Below are 20,344 nucleotides of genomic sequence, written 5' to 3'. Positions count from 1 at the left end.
CGTCACGCCGCCCTTGCGAAGATCACGGTCTGGATCAGGCCCTGTTTCTTGTGGTTGGCAATGGTGATCGTGCCGCCGAAGCGCTCGATGATTTCCCTGGCGATGGCAAGACCCAACCCCACGCCGGGGATTGATTTGCGCCGCGCGAGATCCACCCGGAAGAAGGGTTCGAAAACCCGTCCGATCAGTTCCTGCGGAATGCCGGGGCCTTCATCCCTGATGGTCACGACGATTTCGCTCTCGTCTCCGGTCAGATCGATATGCGCCTTCTTGCCATGGGTGACGGCGTTCAGGATGAGGTTGCGCAAGGCTCTCTTCAGCGCCAGCGGGGCCGCCTTGATGGTCATGGCGGCTTCCGGCTCGATGAAGTCGAGCGCGCCGGCATGACCGAGATCGGAGATATCACTGACGATTTCGCTGAGAAGCGTGCCGATGTCGATCGTCTTGACGCTGTCCTGGCTGACCTCTTCCCGCACCAGAAGAATGGCGCTGTCGGCAATGGCGTCCAGCTCCTCGAGGTCAACAAGCCACTTGGCCCGTTCCTCGTCGTTTTCGATGAATTCCGCCCTCAGCCGCATGCGGGTCATCGGGGTTCTGAGATCGTGGCCGGCGGCGGCGACCAGGCGCATGCGGCTTTCCATCGCCGCCTTCAGGCGGGTGGCGAGTTCGTTCAGCGCCCGCGCCGTGGCGCGGATTTCGCCCGGTCCGGTTTCCGGCAGGTGCGGCAGCGAACCGTCAGGCCCGATGCTGGCGGCGGCATTTTCCAGCATGTCGAGCGGGCGGGTGATCTTGCTGGCGGCAAAGATGGAAACGGCGGCGCTGCCGAGAATGATCAGCCCGATCCACATGCCGAAAATCTTCCAGCCGCCCGGCGGCGGACCCATATGCGGAATTTCCGCGACCAGCCAGCCGCCTTTTTCCAGCGCGATAGCCGCCATGGGGGCAGGGTTTCCCGGCGAGCGGATGACCATGGCGGTGCGCGGCTCTCCGACACGGGCCAGCGCCTTTTCCAGAAATTCCGAAAGCATGCCGTCGAGGTCGCCTTCCGGCGGTTTCTGTTTGATCTGGAAATAACCGGGCTGCCGCAGGGAGGGGTCACGCTCGGCCATGGTCACGGCAAAGGCGAGGCTGCGGGCCAGCGGCTCGATGGTGGCGTCGGGCGGCGGCGGCTGCAATGTCCGGTCGGCCACGACAGTCGCAAGCGCGATGACCGCGATGATGGAGACGATCATCAGCGCCGTGATGCGGTTTCTAAGCGAGCTCATCGCTGCACCGGCAGGGTTTTGACCTGAACCGTCATCTGGTAACCGCCATTGCGCACGGTCTTGAAGATCGGCGTTTGCGTGTCGGCGTCCAGCTTCTTTCGCAACCGGCTCATCAGCACGTCGATGGAGCGGTCGAACGGGCCGCGATCCTTGCCCTGCGTGAGATCGAGAAGCTGATCGCGGGAAAGCAGCCGTCCGGGCCTGTCGAGAAAGACTTTCAGAAGATCGAATTCCGCTCCCGTCAAATCTATCTTTTCACCGCTGGCGCGGATGACGGAGCGTTGTTCCGGATCGGCCGTGAAATCCGCAAAACCATAGGCGGCGGATGAGGGGCGGGGGGCCTCCTGCGGTGTGGCGCGGCGCAGCACGGCCTTGATGCGCGCGGTCAGTTCGCGCGGATTGAAGGGTTTGCCGAGATAGTCGTCGGCGCCGATTTCCAGCCCGACGATCCGGTCGACATCTTCCTTCAACGCAGTCAGGAGAATGACCGGCGTGCGCGGCCGGCGGCCCTGCAGATCGCGGCAGATATCGAGGCCGGAGCCATCGGGCAGCATCACGTCGAGCACGATGAGATCGGGATCGGAGCTTACGATCTTTTCCTCGAACTCACGTCGGTCGGCGGCCATCGACACGCGGAACCCCTGCGAGCCGAGATATTTCGCGAGCAATGTGCGTATTTCCGGATCGTCATCGACGATCAATATATGTGTCACCGAAACTGTCGTCATATCGTCCAACCTTTTGATGCCACTATACATAAGCGCTGAAAAGAAACGGCGGATTTTTGCAACGAAAGCTTTCCGGGACCGCTCTGGCAACATTCGGTTACAAATAGGCGGTTTGCGGAAGCAGCCCGGAAACATTCGGACCAAAGCCGGAAACGCAATGCCCCTATCGTCCCTTCATGTTGGAAAACGGAAGGAAGGTAAGATGAGAAACTCGCTACTGGCCACCGCCGTCATCGCGACAGCAATTATCGGCGTTTCCGCCGCCGCGCAGGCAGCGGAAGAGAATGCGCCCGCACCCCAGGCGACCGAACAGGCTGCGCCGCCGCCCGCCAATCTCGATCTCGGCCCGGACATCGGCCCGGATCGTGGTCCGGATGGAAGGCCGCTGCCGCCGCATATGCGCAGAATGCCCGGCCCGGATGTTCTCGGGCTGGCGACGAAGCTTTCGGCGGCCGAAATCTATCTCGGCGTCACGCCGGAACAGCTTGGTCCATGGCGCGCCTATACCACGGCGCTGATCGATCTCGTTTCCCCCGGTCCGGAGCGCAATCCGCCGCCGCCGGTGGCGGGTGAAGGCAAAGCCAGGCCCGAGCCGCGTCTTGCGGGAGAGGAGCTGGCAGGCATCATCGTTCAGAAGGCGGAAAAGGCCAAAGCCCTGCAGGACGCGGTTGCGGCGCTGAAACCGAAGCTTTCGCCGCAGCAGGTGCTGAAGCTTGCCGAACTCGAGCGTGCGCTGATGCCGCCTCCGCCTCCCGGCCCGCGTCATGGCCCCGCAGCGCGCGGCGGCTTTGCTCCACCGCATGGCGATATGAGGCCGCCGGTTCCCGAGGCGGAACGAGGCTGAGGCAACCTTTCGAAGTTTCCTCCTTTAATCTGCCCCCCAGTAAAGGAGGAAATCAGCCGGCAACGGCTGGAGCCGGGGGATCGCACGCCTGCGATCCCCCGCGTGATTTTCAAGCAGGAAGACGATGATGAGATATTTTTATCTGGTGCTGGCAACGGCTTTTGGTTTGAGCTTTGCCTGGTCGGTGGCCGTGGCAAAGGACAAGCCCGTGCAACAGCCGGCGGCCAAATCCCGGCAGGATGAACAGCGGCGTCAGCCCGCCTGCGCGAAGGATCAGCGCGAAAAGACGGATTCCAGACATCTTCGCAGCACCTGCCGCAAGGCCGCGGCGCGAAAATCCGCCTCTGCCTATGAATGGATCGAAGCGGACAGGGGTTTCATCCTCGTGAAACACGAGATGACGCCGGTTTCTTCCTTCGAGTGAACCGGCTGGACAGGACATCAATATGAAAACGGCACGCAAGGCAGGCGCATTGCTGGCGGTTGTCGCTCTCGCTGTGGGCGGCTACTGGCTGTCCTCGCAATATACGCGGGCGGCCACACCCGGCTATATCACCGCACCGGTGACGCGCGGCGATATCGAGCAGACGGTGCTGGCGACGGGAACGCTGAAACCCGTTCGCCTCGTCGCCGTCGGCGCGCAGGCCTCCGGCCGCATCACCGCCGTCAAGGTGGCGCTCGGCGATACGGTCAAGGCGGGAGATCTGATCGCCGAAATCGATTCCGTTACCCAGACGAACAGCCTGCGCACGGCGCAGGCGGCCCTTGCGAACATGAAGGCGCAGCGGGTGGAGAAGCAGGCGACGCTGGTTCTCAACCGCCAGAGCCTTGCCCGTCAGCAGGAGATGGTGTCGAAGAACGCCGCCTCCCGCGCCGATTTCGAAAGCGCCACCGCAGCCCTTGCCGTCACCGAGGCGCAGATCGAAGCCATCGACGCCCAGATCGAGGAAGCGCAGGTCGCGGTGGAAACGGCCGAGGCCAATCTTGGCTATACGAAGATCACCGCGCCCATCGAAGGCACGGTTCTGTCGATCGTCAGCCAGGAAGGGCAGACCGTCAACGCCACGCAGTCCGCGCCAACCATCGTCATTCTCGGCCAGCTCGACCGGATGACGGTGCGCACGGAAATTTCCGAGGCGGATGTGACGCGGGTCAGGCCGGACCTGCCGGTCTATTTCACGGTGCTCGGCGAGCCGCAGCAGCGTTACGACGCGATGCTCGCCTCGATAGAGCCCGCGCCGGAATCGGTGCGCAGCGATTCCAGCTTCAGCTCCTCGACCTCTTCATCCTCCAGCTCGTCCTCTTCCAGCACGTCGTCCTCCGAGGCGATCTATTATAATGGCGTGTTCGAAGTGCCGAACCCGGACGGCAAGCTGCGCACCTACATGACGGCGGAGGTTCATATCGTTCTCGGCGAAGCGAAGGACGTGCTGACCGTCCCCTCGGCGGCCCTTGGCAGCATGGACAGCGATGGCAGCTATGCCGTGCGTGTGGCCGGCGCCGATGGCAGGGTTTCCGAGCGCAAGGTCGAAATCGGATTGAACAACAAGGTCACGGCGGAAGTGCGTTCCGGCCTTGCCGAAAACGAGCGGGTGGTGACCGGCGAGCGTTCCACCGACACCACCGCAAACGCCATGCGGGGGCCGGGCGGCCCGCCGATGGGGCTTTGAACCATGGCTGAACCTTTGATTTCGCTCAAATCCGTGCGGCGGGATTATCCCTCCGGCGAAGGCACGATCAGCGTGCTGAAGAATATCGACCTCACCATCGAGGCCGGTGAGATGGTGGCGATCGTCGGCGCGTCCGGGTCGGGCAAGTCGACGCTGATGAATATTCTCGGCTGCCTCGACCGCCCGACATCGGGTAGCTACAGCATCAGGGGCCGGGAAACGGGCAATCTCGATGCCGACGCGCTTTCGGCGCTCAGGCGTGAAAATCTCGGCTTCATCTTCCAACGTTACCATCTGCTGGCCGAACTGACGGCGCTCGGCAATGTCGAGATACCGGCGATCTATGCCGGCAAGACGCAGGGCGACCGCAGGCACAATGCCGCAAGGCTGCTCGGCCGCCTCGGCATGGCGGAACGCCTCGATCACCGTCCCGGCCAGCTTTCCGGCGGCCAGCAGCAGCGCGTTTCCATCGCCCGCGCCCTGATGAACGATGCCGAGATCATTCTTGCCGACGAGCCGACCGGCGCGCTCGACAGCGCCAGCGGCGACGAGGTGCTGCGCATCCTCGGTGAGCTGCATGCCGAAGGCCGCACCGTCATCATCGTCACCCATGACATGACGATTGCCAGACGCGCCGGGCGGATCATCGAAATCAGCGACGGCGCGATCATTTCCGACCGCAGGACGGATGCAACGCCCGTACCGCAGGACGACGCCAAACCCGCTGCCGTTTCCGGCGGGTCTTCCAGTCTTGCGGGTCTCGTTTCCTCCCTGCGCGAGGCGTTGCGCATGGCGCTTCTGTCGATGCGGGCGCACAAGCTGCGCACCTTTCTCACCATGCTCGGCATCATCATCGGCATTGCCTCGGTCATCAGCGTCGTGGCGCTGGGGCAGGGGTCGCAGCAGCGGGTGCTGCAGAACATATCGAGTCTTGGCACCAACACGCTGGAAATCTTCGCGGGCAAGGATTTCGGCGACATAAGGTCGGGCAAGATCACTACGCTCGTCATTTCCGATGCCGAAGCGCTTGCCAAACAATCCTATGTCGCGGCGGTGACGCCGACGGTCTCGACCTCCAGCACGGTGCGTTTCGGTGCGAAGGAAGCGAATGCGCTGGTGAACGGCGTCAGCGAGCGCTATTTCGTCGCCAAGGGCACCAAGCTGTCGCAGGGCCGCTTTTTCGATGGCGGAAGCGTCGCGCAGAAGGCGCAGGAAGTGGTGATCGACGAAAATACCCGCAAATCGCTGTTTGCGGATTTCGATGGCAATCCCGTCGGCCAGGTCATTCTCATCGGCAAGGTGCCGGCCCGCATCGTCGGCGTCACGCAGGCGCAGCAGGGCGGTTTTGGCTCAAGCCAGAACCTGTCGCTTTATTTGCCCTATACCGCTGTCCAGTCACGCTTTCTCGGCAGCCTGTCGCTGCGCAGCATCACGGTGCAGGTGGCCGACGATGTCGATGCCTCAATCGCCGAACAGGCGGTGACGACGCTTCTGACCCAGCGGCACGGCACACGGGATTTCTACATTCTCAACACCGACGATATTCGCCAGACCATCACCAGCACCACGCAGACGCTGACCCTTCTGATTGCCGCCATTGCGGTGATTTCGCTGCTGGTCGGCGGCATCGGGGTGATGAACATCATGCTCGTTTCGGTGTCCGAACGTGTATCGGAAATCGGCGTGCGCATGGCGGTGGGCGCACGTCGCACCGATATTCTGCGGCAGTTCCTCATCGAAGCGGTGCTGGTCTGCATCATCGGCGGCACGCTGGGCGTGCTGGGCAGCCTCGGCTTCGGCGCGCTTTTCTCCGCCTTCAGCAGCAATTTCGCCATGGTCTATTCCACGGCGTCGATCATCGCCGCCTTCGTCTGCTCGACGCTGATCGGTGTTGTCTTCGGTTATCTGCCGGCGCGCAATGCGTCGAAGCTCGATCCCGTCGCGGCTTTGTCTGCGGGGTAAATCCCCCCGCCGGTCACGCCTTGTTTTTTTCGACGAAGCGGATGGCGTCGCCAACGGTCAGGATCGTGCTTGCGGCGGAATCTGGAATTTCCACCCCGAATTCCTCTTCGATTTCCATGACGATCTGAACGGTCTCGAGCGAATCCGCACCGAGATCGTCAGCAAAACTGGCGTCGTCCACGATGGTGGCAGGGTCTGCGCCAAGCTGGTCCACGATGATTTTTCTGATACGTTCTGCAATGGTGGACATGGTGAGACTCCGCGAAAGTTGCCTGCCGCCGGATCCGCCCCATCCTAACCTCGCCGGATGATATCCCTGCGAAATCACACTGGATTTTGCGAGGACGGGGCGGCAGGGTCAAAGGGTCGGAACATCGATGACACCCGGACGTAGCATGCCTTTCGCGGCTGCGAAAGGGTGTCGACCATGAGTAAGCGCCCCATAAAATGACGGGTGCTCGCCACACTAACCAGTTTGTGACTGGAAGCGATGGACCGCGACGCGGTAAAGCTCGTTTTCCGTCAACAATCAGCCAGATTTCGCCGAGCATCAACGTCATGATCCAGTCGTCCCCGGAACGCTTCATATTGCTCGATGGTATAAGGGGCGTGGCTGCGCTGTTCATCGTACATCGCCATGCCGAGCAGTTTTTCGGCCGGGATCCGGCCTCGAGCTATCTTGCCGTGGATCTGTTTTTTGCGCTGAGCGGTTTCGTGCTGGCGCATGCCTATAGCCGGAAACTGCGCGAAGGAGCGATCACGTCCGGCTTTTTCATGAAGGCGCGCTTCGCGCGCCTTTACCCGCTCTATGTGCTGGCGCTGGCCTTGATGGCGGTCTATTTCATCTGTCTTTATACGCTCGGTCTACCGACGCCGATTGACGATCTGCACCGCCTTGTCGATCCCGGCGAGCTTGTCTTCGCCCTCGTGACCGGGCTGCTCTTTTTGCCCGCACCCTTCACGCTCACGCTGAACGGTGCGCTGTTTCTCGTCAGTCCGGCATGGTCGCTCTTCAACGAACTGGTGGTGAATGCATTTTATGCCCGCTGGGGTGTGAAGGCCACGACGAGACAGATTGCCGCAGTGCTGGCCGTCAGCGCGATTGTGCTGGTGGTGGCGGCTGCGGAGTTCGGCCGTCTGCATGCCGGTTTCCGCTGGCATGAAATGTATGCCGGCATGGGGCGGGTGTTCTTTTCGTTTTTTGCCGGCGTGCTGATTTACCGTTTCCGCAACCGCGTGCCGGCGCTGAAGCCCGTGCAGGCCGCACTTTGTCTGCTGTTGGTCTGCCTCATTCTGGCCGTGCCCATCTCGCGCGAGCTTCGGCCGTTCTTCGATCTTGCCGTTGTCCTGCTTGTCTGGCCGCTGCTGCTGTTCGTCGCCAGCAAGACGGTTCCGGGGCGCGGGGTGGCAATGGTCTCGGTGTTTCTCGGCACGGCGTCCTACGCGGTCTATGTGCTGCACATTCCGCTTCTGGCCTGGACGGAGCTTCTGATCCCTGCGGTACACCGGGAAAACCTCGCTTTGCCGGCCGGCATTGTTTTCCTCATCGGCACGACGTGCCTGTCATGGTGGCTGACGGTCTATTACGACCAGCCCGTTCAGAAATGGCTGAAGAACCGGCTGAGAAAGCGGAATGACATCCGCCAGCCGGTATGATCCTGCTCCGTATCCGCAAACCTCAATAATGGGCGAAGATCGGGGCCGTCAGCACGAAAGCTGCGACGAGGCTGATGATGGTCAGTTTCGCCGCTCGCATGCGGCGCATTTTGCGGCCGCTCCAGTCATACGTCATACTCACCCTCCACGCAGACGCAAAACTTGCCGGTATGGAACAAGTCGGGTTTGGCGCAGGCTGGTCGCGGTCTCCGCAATTCAGCTTCACGCCATTCCATACCCAAGCCGCCAGTACGCCTGATCGCGCACGGAAGGCTCAATTTCAGTGTTGCCTGATATACGGCTTTTGCCAAGCCGTTATTTTCATCGGTGATTTTGAAGGCCGCTTCGCGTGTTTTCCATGGAAGCGACGACCGCATCATCGGTAAAGTGGCGGCAGGCCCTGGATGGCGTAGCGCGGCAGCGGTTTCCACGGTTTTACGCGTTCATGCTTGTGGACACCGAACAGAAACAGCATTTCCTCGGAAATATCGGTGGGGTCGGTCAAGCCATCCTGAAAAAGCTGGATCACCTTGCGGGCTGCATTGTTATAGAGAATGACTTCGTCATCCATGGTGTGGCGATCATAACCGAGGCCGTCCAGCACGGACTGGAGCATTTTGAGGTCATCGGAGGTGATGATGCAATTTTCATATGCGGAAGACATGTCGTCCTCCTTTCTTGTGGGATCCACAAAAGCCGATGCGTCGCGCCGCCAGCCGGAGAGGCTGTGGAGACGTTCTCGCGCCCAGAAACGCGGGCAACGCCAGGGAAACCGCTCCCGGCCCGTGCCGCCATGCATGTCGCGTGAATTCCGGATCGTTCCCGCCGGTCAGCAGGCGGAACAGGGCTGTGAGTGCAACGGGCCTGACGGCGGCAACACCCTTTAATTACCGATGGGAAGCGTGCGCCGTTTAAGGGGGATAGGCAAGTTAATTCCGCTGACGGCGGCGAAGGATGTGGCAGGCAACAAAAAAGGCCGGGGCAATATTGCACCGACCTTCCTCATATCGCTCTCAACACCAGTGCCAGTACATCCGTGGTCAAAAGTCCGAAGCGAAAACAACCGCGAGTGCAATATCATTTGCGCTCACCAGCGATTGCCTTGAACGCCATATAGGAAAGTAATGTGGCCAAAACAAGTCCGGATCGACCGGATATTTCAGATGTCGTCAACCTCCGCCAGGAGACACGTCTTTTGCGCCGTCATCCGGCAGGCTACCCGCGCCCGGCGTCTTTTCATAGTCGGTGAGGGAAGGCTTGGCATGCGGGCCGGCGGGCGGAATGTCACTCGGACTGGAAGGTCCTTTTTCGGCCGTCTTGGGTTTTGTTTTCTTTGTCATCTCGCGTCCTCCTTTGTAGGGAAAACGCTCCGGAAAAGGCAAGGGTTCCGTCTCCACGCCGCGTGGAGGCGCATTTCCGCCGTCAACGGCGGGAACGCGGCTTTTTCTCTTCCCGGTTCATGTCCCGCCCTACCCATTTGAAGAATATGACAAGGCTGACGCCGATGATGATGAGCGGAACGAAGGATTCAAAACTGGACATGACTCACTCTTTCTTCCCCCGGCCATCATTTTACCGGCATGGAAGAAGCGCGTAATCTGTGGAATATCGTCCGTTCTTTTTTGGCAAATGCCGGCCCGAGCTTCGATGGGCCACGGGCCGGAATAAGCTAAAGGGGCAGTGATTTTACCGGCTGGGAGCCGCCTTCGCGGGCGCTTCTCAGCGCCGCCACGCCTGTCAGAACGGACATGGCGCCGGCGCGCGAACCGGCGCGCTGCCGCAGCCGGTCGTTGGAGCCGGGCTTGAAGATCATGTCGCGCATGCGGTTGTCGCCGCCATAATGGCCGCCCGGCTCATGCGGCACCCAGATGTGCTCGACACCGCCGCTGAAGCTTTTCACCAGCAGGATTTCATCGGCCGGGGGCTCCGTCCACGGCTGCTTTTCATATTGGCGCATCTCGATGCGACCCTTATGGCCGTTGAAGGCGATGTGGTGGCCCTCGATCGGCATATAGGTGTTGAGCGAATAGGAGACCTGCACGCCGCTGGCATAACGGATCGAGGCGCTCATCGTATCGGGTATGTCGATCTCCTCGCGGAAGACGCAGGCATCGCGCATATAGCCGTCAATGCTCGAAGGGTCTTCATAGAGCGCATCGAGGAAGGGATCGGCGCCGAGGTCCATGAAATAATCGCACTCGCCCTTGTGCGGACAGGTGCGACAGCGCGTTCCCCGGAACGGGCCGTTCTTGCCATAATGCAGCAATTGCCCGAAACCCTTCACCTCGACGGGATCGGAATCGAGATACCAGTTCAGCAGATCGAAATGGTGCGTGGCCTTGTGCACGAAGAGGCTGCCGGAATGCTCGGTGAAGGCGTGCCAGCGGCGGAAATAATCCGCGCCGTGCTGGTTGTCGAGATACCAGTGGAAATCGACCGAGGTGACGGTGCCGATGGCGCCGTCGTCGATCAGCTCCTTGATGCGTGCCGCCGTCGGCGAAAAACGGTAATTGAAGGAAACATCGACGCGGCGGCCGCTTTTGGCCTCCGCCGCGCGAATGCGGTCGATCTTTTCCGGGGTGGTGGTCATAGGCTTTTCGCTGATGACATCGGCGCCGCCTTCGAGCGCGCGGATGATGATGTCGTCATGGGTGTCGTCAGGCGTACAGACGATTACCAGTTCCGGGCGTTGCTCCAGCATCATCCGGTCGAAATCATCGTAAAGCGGCGCGCTCGATCCCATCATGGCGCGGGCGCGCTCGGCGCGCATCAGGTTCAGGTCGCAAATGCCGACCAGCTCTACATAGTCGCTCCAGCCGGCCAGCAGTTCGCGGCCCCACATGGTGGTGCCGCGATTGCCGGTGCCGACCAGCGCATAGCGTTTGCGTTTCACCTTTTCAGGCATCGTCTCTCTCCCGGATAATCAACAAACAGTCTTGAAACGCTCGACCACGGTGGCGAGGACCTCGTCCATCGGCCGCGCCTGCCAGCGATGCGAAAAGATTTCCACTTCCTGCGGGCCGTGGAAGCCGGCGGCCTCGATCATGGCGCGAAATGCCTTCAGGTCAATCACACCGTCGCCCATCATGCCGCGATCATTGAGCGGATCGGTGGTCGGCACCAGCCAGTCGCAGATATGGTGGGCGAGAATTTGCCCGTTTCTGCCCGCACGCGCCACCTGTTCCTCCAGTTCCGGATCCCACCAGACATGATAGACATCGATGGCGACACCGGTGCCGGCACCCAGCCTGTCGCATAGATCGAGCGATTGTTTCAGCGTGTTGAAGCAGGCGCGGTCGGCAGCATAGAAAGGATGCAGCGGCTCGATGGCGAGCGGCACGCCGGCAGCCCGCGCATAGGGCAGAAGTTCGGCCATGCCGTCCTCCACCATCTGCCGTGCGCCTTTCAGGTCGCGCGAGCCGGCGGGCAGGCCGCCCACAACAAGCACGAGGCAATCGGCCTTCATGGCGGCTGCCTCATCGACGGCGCGTTTATTGTCCTCGATGGCGAGGCGGCGGCCTTCAGCATCGGGCGCGGGGAAAAAGCCGCCCCGGCAATAGCCGCTGAGGCGCAGCCCGTTCCGTTCGACAATGCGCGCGGCTTCCGTAAGACCAACGCCATGCACCTGCTCGCGCCAGGGCGAGATGGCGGTGATGCCATGGGCAAGGCAGGCATCGACGATTGCGCCGAAGTCTCCGCCCTGCCGCACTGTGGCGAAATTGATGGAAAGGCCTTCAAGGCTCATCTCGGTATCTCCCCTTGTTTTGCTTCACCCGATGCCACGGACGGCCAGAAACGCCTTCATGCGCTGCGTCGCCAGATCCGGCTCGGCGAGCACATTGGCCTTGTCCGCCAGCCGGAAAAGCTCGGCGAAATGCTGGGTGGAACGGGTGCTTTCCTGCCCGCCGACCATGGTGAAATGGTCCTGCAACCCGTTCAAATAGGCGAGGAACACCACGCCGGTCTTGTAGAACCGGGTCGGGGCCTTGAAGATATGGCGCGAGAGCGCCACCGTCGGCTCCAGAATATCGAAAAATTCGTTGTCCGCACCGCGCTTCAGGCTGGCGAGCGCCTTGGATGCCGCCGGTGCTATGGCGTCGAAAATGCCGAGCAGTGCATCCGAATGGCCCTTCTCGTCACCGGCGATCAGTTCCGCATAGTTGAAATCGTCGCCAGTATACATCCGCACGCCCGATGGCAGGCGGCGGCGCATGACGATTTCCTTTTCCTTGGAGAGAAGCGAAATCTTGATGCCGCCGATCCTGTCTGCATTCTCCTCGATCATGGCAAGGCAGGTTTCCATGGCCTGCATGTGGTCACCGGAACCCCAGTAACCCTCGAGAGCGGGGTCGAACATTTCGCCCAGCCAGTGGATCACCACTTTCTGGTCGGCATGGGATAAAACTCTGGCATAAGCCTTGAGATAATCATCCGGCGAACGGGCGGCAGCGGCCAGAGCGCGGCTTGCCATCAGGATCACGCGTCCGCCTTCTCCCTGAACAAAATCAAGCTGCTCCAGGTAAGAGTCGACAATCTGGTTCAGGTCGTAACCGCCACCATTCAGATGGTCGGTGCCGACGCCGCAGGCAATCAGCGCATCCTTGCGGCTGGCCGCCTCCTTCAGCGAACGGGAAATCAGTTCCTGCGCCTGCGGCCACGCCAGCCCCATGCCGCGCTGCGCCGTATCCATCGCCTCGGCGACACCGAGGCCGAGGTCCCAAAGGCGGTGACGGAAACGCAGGGTGGCGTCCCAGTCGATGGCGGGCGTCAGCCACGGATCGTTATCGGCAAGGGGGTCGGCCACCACATGGGCGGCGGCGAAGGCGACACGGTTGAAATCCGCCGCACTGCGTTTTTCAACCGCAACCGGCGTGCCTGATAGTCTGTAGACTTCAATGCTGCGGTCGTCCTTCGGAAGCTTGAGTTCGCTCACCGTCGCCTCCTCAGGAAAGGGCGGGAACGTCGAGCCAGCGGCGTTCCTTCCAGGATTTCAGTCCAAGCTCGGCAAGCTGCACGCCCTTCACGCCTTCCATGAGGCCATAGGGCCACGGGTCGTTGTCGACGAGGTGGCGCACGAACATTTCCCACTGCGCCTTGAAGCCGTTGTCATAAACGACATTGTCCGGCACCTCCTGCCAGGTCCTGTAGAAATCGATGGTCTGCGGCTGGTCGGGGTTCCACACCGGCTTCGGCGTGTTGGTGCGGTGCTGGGTAAAGCATTTTGTCAGGCCCGCCACCGCCGAACCATGGGTGCCGTCCACCTGGAAGGTCACGAGGTCGTCGCGGCGCACCCGCACCGCCCATGAGGAGTTGATATGGGCGATGGCGCCGCCTTCCAGCTCGAAGGTGGCATAAGCGGCATCGTCCGCATCCGCCTTATAGGCTTTGCCCTGCTCATCGAAACGTTCCGGAATATGGGTCGCGCCGAGGCAGCTGACGGATTTCACCGGACCGAACAGATTGTCGAGCACATAACGCCAGTGGCACAGCATATCGAGAATGATGCCGCCGCCATCTTTCAGACGGTAGTTCCATGAGGGGCGCTGCGCCGGCTGCCAGTCGCCCTCGAAAACCCAGTAACCGAATTCGCCACGCACCGAGAGGATTTTCCCGAAGAAGCCGCTGTCGCGCAGCATGGCGAGCTTGCGAAGGCCGGGAAGGAAAAGCTTGTCCTGCACCACGCCGTGCTTGATGCCGGCGCTTTCGGCGAGCCGCGCAATCGCCAGCGCCTCTTCCATCGTGTCGGAAATCGGCTTTTCGCAATAAACATTCTTGCCCGCCTTGATGGCTTTCTCCAGCAGGCTGCCGCGCATCTGCGTCGTGCCGGCATCGAAGAACAGCGTATCATCAGGGTTTGCCAATGCGGCGTCGATGTCGGTCGTCCAGCGCGCGACATTGTGCTTTTTCGCGATTTCCTCGATTTTCGCGCCGTTGCGGCCGACCAGAATGGGGTCGAGCATGACCCTTTCACCATTCTTCAAAAGCACGCCGCCCTGATCGCGAATGGCGAGAACGGAGCGCACGAGATGCTGGTTGTAACCCATGCGGCCGGTGATGCCGTGCATGATGACGCCGATACGTTTCATGAATTTCCTCCCAAGGCGGCCTCTTCCCGAAAGCCGCTTCCGTCAAACATGGTAATTTGTAACCATTTGGTTATTTGTGGTCGTGAAGAATGCGATCTGTCAAGGTGTTTTTAACAGGAAAAATTCAAGTCGTGACGACGGTTGGGTTTTGGTGTTTCCACCGCGCCGCAAAAGAAAACGACGCGCTTCGCGAGTGCGAATGGCGCGTCGTCGCTGTTGTTAAAGAGGAATTCGGTTTGGCCGGTTCAGACCGGCCGCACTGCAGCAAGCAGGGTATCGACGATATGCTGGCCCCAGCGCTCCAGCTCGGCGGGGTCGGTCAGGTCGCGCTGGAAGATCGTCGACAGCGTGAACCGGTTCGAAAGATAAAAGGCGCCGAGCGAAGCGATGGTCAGATAGACGTCGATCGGATCGAGACCGTCGCGGAATTCACCGGCGTCGCTGCCGCGCCGCAACACGTCCTCAAGCTCCGAAATGAAATTCGAATGCATCGCCGTGATCGTCGGGGATTGCCTGAGATAGCGGGCTTTATTGAGGTTTTCCGTGGCGAGAATGCTCAGGAATTCAGGGTGGTCGAGGAAGTAGTGCCAGGTGAAAAGCGCAAGTTCGCGCAAGCCCTCCGAAGGGGCCTTGCGGGCCAGGTCAAGCCGTCTTTCGGTGTGGCGGATATGGCGGTAGGCGTCTTCCAGAACGGCGAGATAAAGCGCATCCTTGTCGCCGAAATAATGGTAGATCATCCGCTTGTTGGTGCCGGCGCGCCGGGCGACGACATCGATTCGAGCCCCTGCCAACCCCTTGGCGGCCACCTCGCGGCGGGCGGCTTCCAGGATGGCGGCACGGGTTCTTTCAGGGTTTCGCACCTGTGCGGTGGCGCGCTTGCGCTTGGGGGCAGGCGCTTTTTCCGGAGCCGGATCGAGTGGCTGGTTTTTTGTCGTTTCTTCCATTTCAGCACCCGCTTGACAATGTTGGCGATCAGTGTTCCCATGTAACCAATTAGTTATAAAACGGCAAGTGCCGTTTACGTTCATCATCAATTGGCAGTCAATAGGGAGGAGTTGCCAATGCCCGTGATGCTTCAGAGGAGAAGTGTGCTTTCAGCGGGGCTTGCGGCCCTGTCGCTTGCAGCGCTGGGAGGAGGTTCGGCGCAGGCCCAGGCCGCGCGCCTTCGCATGTTGTGGTGGGGTTCGCAGGAGCGCGCCGACCGCACCAACAAGGCGATAGCAGCCTATAAGCAGGTCAAGCCGGATCTCGATATTGCCGGTGAATTCGCAGGCTGGAGCGATTATTGGCCGCGCCTTGCCACGCAGGTTGCGGGCCGCAATGCGCCCGACCTGATCCAGATGGATTATCGCTATATCTTCGAATATGGCCGTCGCGGCGCGCTGGCGCCGCTGGACGATTATATCGGCAAGAGCCTGAAGATCGAGGATTTCGGCAAGATGAACATCGATTCCGGCCGGGTCGATGGCAAGCTTTACGGCATCAATCTCGGCGTCAATTCAAGCGCCATCTTCTTCGACAAGGCGGCCTGGGAAAAATCCGGTGCGACGCCGCCGGCGATCGGCCAGACCTGGGAGGAGTTTGCCGAAAACGCCGCCAAGCTCAGCAAGAACAAGCCGAAGCCCGGTTATTACGCCACGGCCGATGCCAGCGGCGTGGAGCCAAGCTTCGAAAACTGGCTGCGCCAGAACGGCAAGTCGCTTTACACGCAGGATGGCGGTATCGGGTTCGATCCTGCCGATGCGACCAAGTGGTTCACCTTGTGGGCGGATTTGCGCAAGAGCGGTGCCTGTGTACCGGCCGATGTGCAGGCGCTCGACCAGCTCAACATCGAAACCAACCCCTTGACGACGGGCAAGGCGGCAACCGCATTCGCCCATTCCAATCAGTTCGTCGGTTATCAGAAGCTCAACAAGTCCAAGCTTGCCATAAGCTCCTATCCGAAGAGCACGAAGGATGGCCCTTCCGGCCATTATCTGAAACCTTCCATGCTCATCAGCGTCGCCAATGGCAGCGCCGGCATCGAGCAGGCGGTCGGCTTCATCAACTTCCTCGTGGCTGAGCCGCAGGGCATCGATATTCTCGGCGTCGAGCGCGGCGTTCCGGCCTCGGAATCCATGCGTAGCCAGTTGAGCAGCAAGCTCGACGAGGTCAGCAAGACGATGGTGGACTATATTGCCGAGATTACCCCCGGTGTCGGCGATCTGCCGCCGGCGCCCCCTCCTGGCGCGGGCGAATTCGCCTTCGTCCTCAAACGCACGGCGGAGGAAATCGGCTTCGGCAAGATCACGCCGGAAGAGGGCGGTGACCGCCTCGTCAAGGAATCTGAAACCGTTATCAAACGGAAGTGATGGCATATGGCCTTTCGATCTGAAACTCTTGTGGAGGAGAGCCGTGGCGCGGCTCTCCCGAAGCGGGGCGGCATGAAGCGGATTTTCGACCGCAACATTCACGCCTACCTGTTTCTGCTGCCCTGGCTGATTGGCTTTTTTGGCCTCACCCTCGGTCCCGCGCTCGCGTCGCTTTACCTGTCTTTCACCAATTACGACCTGTTGCAGTCGCCGGACTGGGTGGGGGCGGCAAACTATGTGCGCATCGCCACGGCCGACCCCAAATTCGCCGCAGCCATGCAGGTCACCTTTACCTATGTGCTGCTGTCGGTGCCGCTGAAGCTGATCTTCGCGCTGCTGGTCGCGCTCGCCTTCAACCGCGGCATCAAGGGGCTGACGCTCTATCGGGCGATCTTCTATCTGCCGTCGCTATTGGGTTCGAGCGTCGCGATTGCCGTGCTCTGGCGCCAGCTTTTCGCCTCCGATGGTCTCGTCAACATGATCCTCTGGCAGGCCTTCGGTTACGAAGGGCCAAGCTGGATTTCCAATCCGGATTATTCGATCTATACGCTGGTCATCCTGTCCGTCTGGCAGTTCGGTTCGCCGATGATCATCTTCCTCGCGGGTCTGAGACAAATTCCGCAGGACATGTATGAGGCCGCCGAAATCGACGGTGCGAGCAAGGTGCGGCAGTTCTTCCGCATTACCCTGCCGCTTTTGACGCCGGTGATCTTCTTCAACGCGGTGATCCAGACGATCGATGCCTTCAAGGCCTTCACCCCCGCCTTCATCATTTCCGAAGGCACCGGCGGGCCGATCAATTCGACGCTGTTCTATACGCTCTACCTCTACCAGGAAGCCTTCGGTTTCTTCCGCATGGGATATGCCTCGGCGCTTGCCTGGATATTGGTGATCATCATCTCGCTGTTTACGGCCTTCTCATTCCTCAGCGCGAAATACTGGGTGCATTACGATGACTGACGCTGTTACCGCTCCTCGGCCGGGACAAGGCCCGCAACGCACGCCGCTGAAATCGGTATTGCTGCACACGGCCCTGATCATCGCTTCCTTTGCGATGCTCTATCCGATCCTGTGGATGATCTCGGGTTCCTTCCGGCCGCAGGACGAGCTGTTCGGCTCCTCCTCGCTCATTCCTTCGTCGGTCGATTTCGGCGGCTATATCCGTGGCTGGTCCGGGCTTCAGGTGAGTTTCGGGCAGTTCTTCTGGAACTCGTTCTTCATTTCGGTGCTCGCTACCATAGGAAACGTGGTCGGCTGCTCGCTCGCCGCCTTCGCTTTCGCCCGGCTGCGTTTCGGCGGGCGCAATTTCTGGTTCGCGCTGATGCTCGGCACCTTGATGCTGCCCTATCACGTCGTGCTCATCCCGCAATATATCCTGTTTCTGGAAATGGGCTGGGTGAACACCTCGCTGCCGCTGATCGTGCCGAAATATCTGGCGACGGATGCCTTCTTCATCTTCCTGATGGTGCAGTTCTTCCGCGGCATTCCGCGCGAGCTGGACGAGGCGGCCGTCATGGACGGCTGCTCGCCCTTCCGCATCTACTGGAAGATCATGCTGCCTTTGTCGCTGCCAGTGCTGGCGACGGCCGCGATCTTTTCCTTCATCTGGACCTGGGACGACTTCTTCGGTCCGCTAATCTATCTGAACGACATCAACACCTACACCGTGCAGCTCGGCCTCAGATCCTTCGTGGATTCCACCGGCAGCTCGGACTGGACCTCGCTTTTCGCCATGTCCAACCTGTCGCTGGTACCGGTCTTCCTGTTCTTCCTGTTCTTCCAGCGGCTGCTCATCGAAGGCATCGCCACGACCGGAATGAAACGCTGAACGGAACCCGGATCGGGAACGCATTTTAAGACAATCAACACTGTCGCTGCCGCCATGCATGCGGCGCGACAGTCGGGAGAAACAGCATGGCAAGCAGCATTACGCTCGAAAAAATCGTCAAGCGGTTCGGCGCTTTTCCGGTCGTTCACGGCATCGACCTCAAGATCGAACCGGGCGAGTTCACCGTTTTCGTCGGTCCCTCGGGCTGCGGAAAATCCACGCTTCTGCGCATGATCGCGGGGCTTGAGGAAATCTCCGAAGGCGATCTGCGTATCGACGGCGAAAGGGTCAACGAAACCGCCGCCTCCAAGCGCGGCATTGCCATGGTCTTCCAGTCCTATGCGCTTTATCCGCATATGAGCGTCTACAAGAACCTCGCCTTCGGTCTGGAAACGGCGGGTTACAAGAAACCGGAAGTCCAGGCACGGGTGCAGAAAGCCGCCGATATCCTGCAGATCGGCCCGCTTTTGCAGCGCAAGCCGAAGGCGCTTTCGGGCGGCCAGCGCCAGCGCGTCGCCATCGGCCGCGCCATCGTGCGCGAACCGAAGATCTTCCTGTTCGACGAGCCCTTGTCCAACCTCGATGCGGAACTGCGCGTGCAGATGCGCGTCGAAATCGCCAAGCTGCACCAGACGCTCGGCAGCACCATGATCTATGTGACGCACGACCAGGTGGAAGCCATGACGATGGCCGACAAGATCGTCGTGCTGCGCGACGGCCGCATCATGCAGGTCGGCCGCCCGCTCGATCTCTACAACAACCCGGCCAACCAGTTCGTCGCGGGTTTCATCGGCTCGCCGAAGATGAATTTCCTCTCCGCCAAAGTGGCTTCCGGCGACAGTTCCAACCGCACCATCGAGGTCGCCGGTCAGCGCATCGTGCTGGAAAAACCGGTCGCCGCGCAACAGGGTGAACCGCTCACCTTCGGCGTGCGCCCGGAACACGTGAACCCGCAGGCGCCGGCCTCCCTGGGTGAGGCTTCGATCCAGCTTGTCGAACATCTCGGCGGCTCAACGGTGGTCTATACCGCCACGCCTGACGGCCAAGCCGCCACCGTGCTGCTGGACGGCCAGCGCCAGATCCGCATCGGCGAGACCATTCCCTTTGCGTTCGATCTTTCGCAGACGCATCTGTTCGGGGCGGATGGGCGACGGATATAGCGCTGCCGGGCAGCCGTCTTACGCCGCGTGTTTAGGGCGTCCGGGACGGCGGGGACGGAAATGCGCATGCATCAGAAGCGGGTCGCGCTGGGTGGCCCGCAGCAGCATCTTGACCGCGTGGCTTACGGGCGTGCCCGCACGATAGTTGTTCCACGTCCGTAAAGTGACGCCAAGAAAATCCGCCGCCTCATTATTGGAAAGGCCGATTTCCTCCTGCCATTTGCGCAGGTCCTCCACATCGAAGTCCCGCTGGTCCTCTGCGATCTGGTAAAGGTGATGGGCATCGATTGCCAGGTCGTCTCCGTCCCATTCCACAGTCGCACCATAATCGGCGACTGTCGCAGTCTGCCAGATATCTGCCGAACGGAGCGGATTGAGCAATTCTCCTCCGGTCGCTATCCATCCGGTCAGATCGGCGGTCGACTGGCTTCCGTCCGCCCAGTCGATGATGAGCGTGCAAGGCGGATTGGGCAGGATGGTTTTGATGCGTGGTGTCATGACTTCTTTCCCTTTCCTACAATGGGAAAACGCGGGTTCGTCCGATTCCATTCATTGGCAATCAGCTTCCCATTGCTTCTCGCCCATGCCAAAGCTTCGGTTTCAGCCCTGCGGGATAGCTTGCCGCGCAGGATTTCCAGAGTTTCGATGTCGACAAGGGCATCAGCATCCGGTGTTATGATGTGAAAATGCGGCGGCAAATGATCGTTCGCGTAGACGCGTATGATGATGTTTCCGATCTGAACCAGTTTGCCCATGCAGCCCCCACGGCGCCAATAAAACATAGTGCATAAATT

The 20,344-nt window shown here is 60.6% G+C and carries 21 protein-coding genes; 9 read left to right on the top strand and 12 right to left on the bottom strand.

What is annotated here, in order from left to right; genetic code table 11:
* Positions 1-2 precede the first annotated feature (2 nt).
* The gene (locus N5D22_RS21475) at positions 3-1,265 is read right to left on the bottom strand and encodes an ATP-binding protein (protein WP_279657804.1); all 1,263 of its coding nucleotides are present in this window, start codon (positions 1,263-1,265) and stop codon (positions 3-5) included.
* A complete protein-coding gene (locus N5D22_RS21470; RefSeq protein WP_279657805.1) occupies positions 1,262-1,993 on the bottom strand; it encodes a response regulator transcription factor in 732 nt (243 codons plus the stop codon). Before N5D22_RS21470 ends, N5D22_RS21475 begins: the two co-directional genes overlap by 4 nt.
* Positions 1,994-2,195: 202 nt before the next feature.
* On the opposite strand from N5D22_RS21470, the gene N5D22_RS21465 reads away from it, so the two are divergent.
* The 4 genes from N5D22_RS21465 to N5D22_RS21450 all read left to right on the top strand — a co-directional run bounded on the left by N5D22_RS21465 (position 2,196) and on the right by N5D22_RS21450 (position 6,469).
* Complete coding sequence (locus N5D22_RS21465; protein WP_279657806.1) at positions 2,196-2,837, top strand: hypothetical protein; 642 nt, start codon at positions 2,196-2,198, stop codon at positions 2,835-2,837.
* A 127-nt stretch (positions 2,838-2,964) separates the two neighbouring features.
* A complete protein-coding gene (locus tag N5D22_RS21460) occupies positions 2,965-3,261 on the top strand; it encodes a hypothetical protein (RefSeq protein WP_279657807.1) in 297 nt (98 codons plus the stop codon).
* 22 nt (positions 3,262-3,283) lie between these two features.
* Positions 3,284-4,507 (top strand): efflux RND transporter periplasmic adaptor subunit, encoded by a 1,224-nt coding sequence (locus N5D22_RS21455; RefSeq protein WP_279657808.1) that lies wholly within the window; start codon positions 3,284-3,286, stop codon positions 4,505-4,507.
* A 3-nt stretch (positions 4,508-4,510) separates the two neighbouring features.
* Positions 4,511-6,469, top strand: a complete 1,959-nt coding sequence (locus tag N5D22_RS21450) for a MacB family efflux pump subunit (protein ID WP_279657809.1) — start codon at positions 4,511-4,513, stop codon at positions 6,467-6,469.
* A 13-nt stretch (positions 6,470-6,482) separates the two neighbouring features.
* On the opposite strand, the gene N5D22_RS21445 is transcribed toward N5D22_RS21450, so the two are convergent.
* Entirely contained in the window at positions 6,483-6,719 is a 237-nt protein-coding gene (locus N5D22_RS21445) for an acyl carrier protein (RefSeq protein ID WP_279657810.1), read from the bottom strand.
* 308 nt (positions 6,720-7,027) lie between these two features.
* On the opposite strand from N5D22_RS21445, the gene N5D22_RS21440 reads away from it, so the two are divergent.
* Positions 7,028-8,125, top strand: a complete 1,098-nt coding sequence (locus N5D22_RS21440; protein WP_279657811.1) for an acyltransferase — start codon at positions 7,028-7,030, stop codon at positions 8,123-8,125.
* 376 nt (positions 8,126-8,501) lie between these two features.
* Here the strand turns inward: N5D22_RS21440 and N5D22_RS21435 are convergent, their stop codons facing one another.
* From N5D22_RS21435 to N5D22_RS21405, 7 genes are all read right to left on the bottom strand, one after another.
* Entirely contained in the window at positions 8,502-8,789 is a 288-nt protein-coding gene (locus N5D22_RS21435) for a hypothetical protein (protein WP_279657812.1), read from the bottom strand.
* Positions 8,790-9,294: 505 nt separating this feature from the next.
* The gene (locus N5D22_RS21430; protein ID WP_279657813.1) at positions 9,295-9,465 is read right to left on the bottom strand and encodes a hypothetical protein; all 171 of its coding nucleotides are present in this window, start codon (positions 9,463-9,465) and stop codon (positions 9,295-9,297) included.
* Positions 9,466-9,794: 329 nt separating this feature from the next.
* On the bottom strand, positions 9,795-11,030 hold the full coding sequence (locus N5D22_RS21425; protein WP_279657814.1) for a Gfo/Idh/MocA family oxidoreductase: 1,236 nt from the start codon (positions 11,028-11,030) through the stop codon (positions 9,795-9,797).
* Between the two features lie 18 nt (positions 11,031-11,048).
* Complete coding sequence (locus N5D22_RS21420; RefSeq protein ID WP_279657815.1) at positions 11,049-11,870, bottom strand: sugar phosphate isomerase/epimerase; 822 nt, start codon at positions 11,868-11,870, stop codon at positions 11,049-11,051.
* Between the two features lie 24 nt (positions 11,871-11,894).
* Complete coding sequence (locus N5D22_RS21415) at positions 11,895-13,058, bottom strand: dihydrodipicolinate synthase family protein (RefSeq protein ID WP_279657816.1); 1,164 nt, start codon at positions 13,056-13,058, stop codon at positions 11,895-11,897.
* 10 nt (positions 13,059-13,068) lie between these two features.
* Entirely contained in the window at positions 13,069-14,211 is a 1,143-nt protein-coding gene (locus N5D22_RS21410) for a Gfo/Idh/MocA family oxidoreductase (RefSeq protein ID WP_279657817.1), read from the bottom strand.
* A 245-nt stretch (positions 14,212-14,456) separates the two neighbouring features.
* Positions 14,457-15,155 (bottom strand): TetR/AcrR family transcriptional regulator, encoded by a 699-nt coding sequence (locus N5D22_RS21405; RefSeq protein ID WP_279657818.1) that lies wholly within the window; start codon positions 15,153-15,155, stop codon positions 14,457-14,459.
* A gap of 117 nt (positions 15,156-15,272) precedes the next feature.
* Here N5D22_RS21405 and N5D22_RS21400 point away from each other — a divergent pair, with 117 nt between their 5' ends.
* The 4 genes from N5D22_RS21400 (at position 15,273) to ugpC (ending at position 19,550) form a co-directional block, all read left to right on the top strand.
* Entirely contained in the window at positions 15,273-16,562 is a 1,290-nt protein-coding gene (locus tag N5D22_RS21400; protein WP_279657819.1) for an ABC transporter substrate-binding protein, read from the top strand.
* Positions 16,563-16,634: 72 nt separating this feature from the next.
* Complete coding sequence (locus N5D22_RS21395) at positions 16,635-17,522, top strand: sugar ABC transporter permease (RefSeq protein ID WP_077998606.1); 888 nt, start codon at positions 16,635-16,637, stop codon at positions 17,520-17,522.
* Positions 17,515-18,390 (top strand): carbohydrate ABC transporter permease, encoded by an 876-nt coding sequence (locus N5D22_RS21390; protein WP_035225589.1) that lies wholly within the window; start codon positions 17,515-17,517, stop codon positions 18,388-18,390. Before N5D22_RS21395 ends, N5D22_RS21390 begins: the two co-directional genes overlap by 8 nt.
* Before the next feature lie 86 nt (positions 18,391-18,476).
* Positions 18,477-19,550 (top strand): sn-glycerol-3-phosphate ABC transporter ATP-binding protein UgpC, encoded by a 1,074-nt coding sequence (gene ugpC, locus N5D22_RS21385; RefSeq protein ID WP_279657821.1) that lies wholly within the window; start codon positions 18,477-18,479, stop codon positions 19,548-19,550.
* 18 nt (positions 19,551-19,568) lie between these two features.
* On the opposite strand, the gene N5D22_RS21380 is transcribed toward ugpC, so the two are convergent.
* Together N5D22_RS21380 and N5D22_RS21375 are read right to left on the bottom strand one after the other, a co-directional pair.
* A complete protein-coding gene (locus N5D22_RS21380) occupies positions 19,569-20,048 on the bottom strand; it encodes a hypothetical protein (RefSeq protein WP_279657822.1) in 480 nt (159 codons plus the stop codon).
* Positions 20,045-20,305: a DUF4160 domain-containing protein gene (locus N5D22_RS21375; protein ID WP_279657823.1), complete on the bottom strand. Its 261-nt coding sequence runs from the start codon at positions 20,303-20,305 to the stop codon at positions 20,045-20,047. The genes N5D22_RS21380 and N5D22_RS21375 overlap by 4 nt, the downstream gene beginning before the upstream one ends.
* Positions 20,306-20,344: the final 39 nt, after the last annotated feature.

Source organism: Agrobacterium sp. GD03872 (assembly GCF_029840625.1).
GTDB lineage: Bacteria > Pseudomonadota > Alphaproteobacteria > Rhizobiales > Rhizobiaceae > Agrobacterium > Agrobacterium fabrum_A.
The sequence above is the reverse complement of the archived record's forward strand: the minus strand, read 5'-3'. Positions and strand labels throughout refer to the sequence as shown.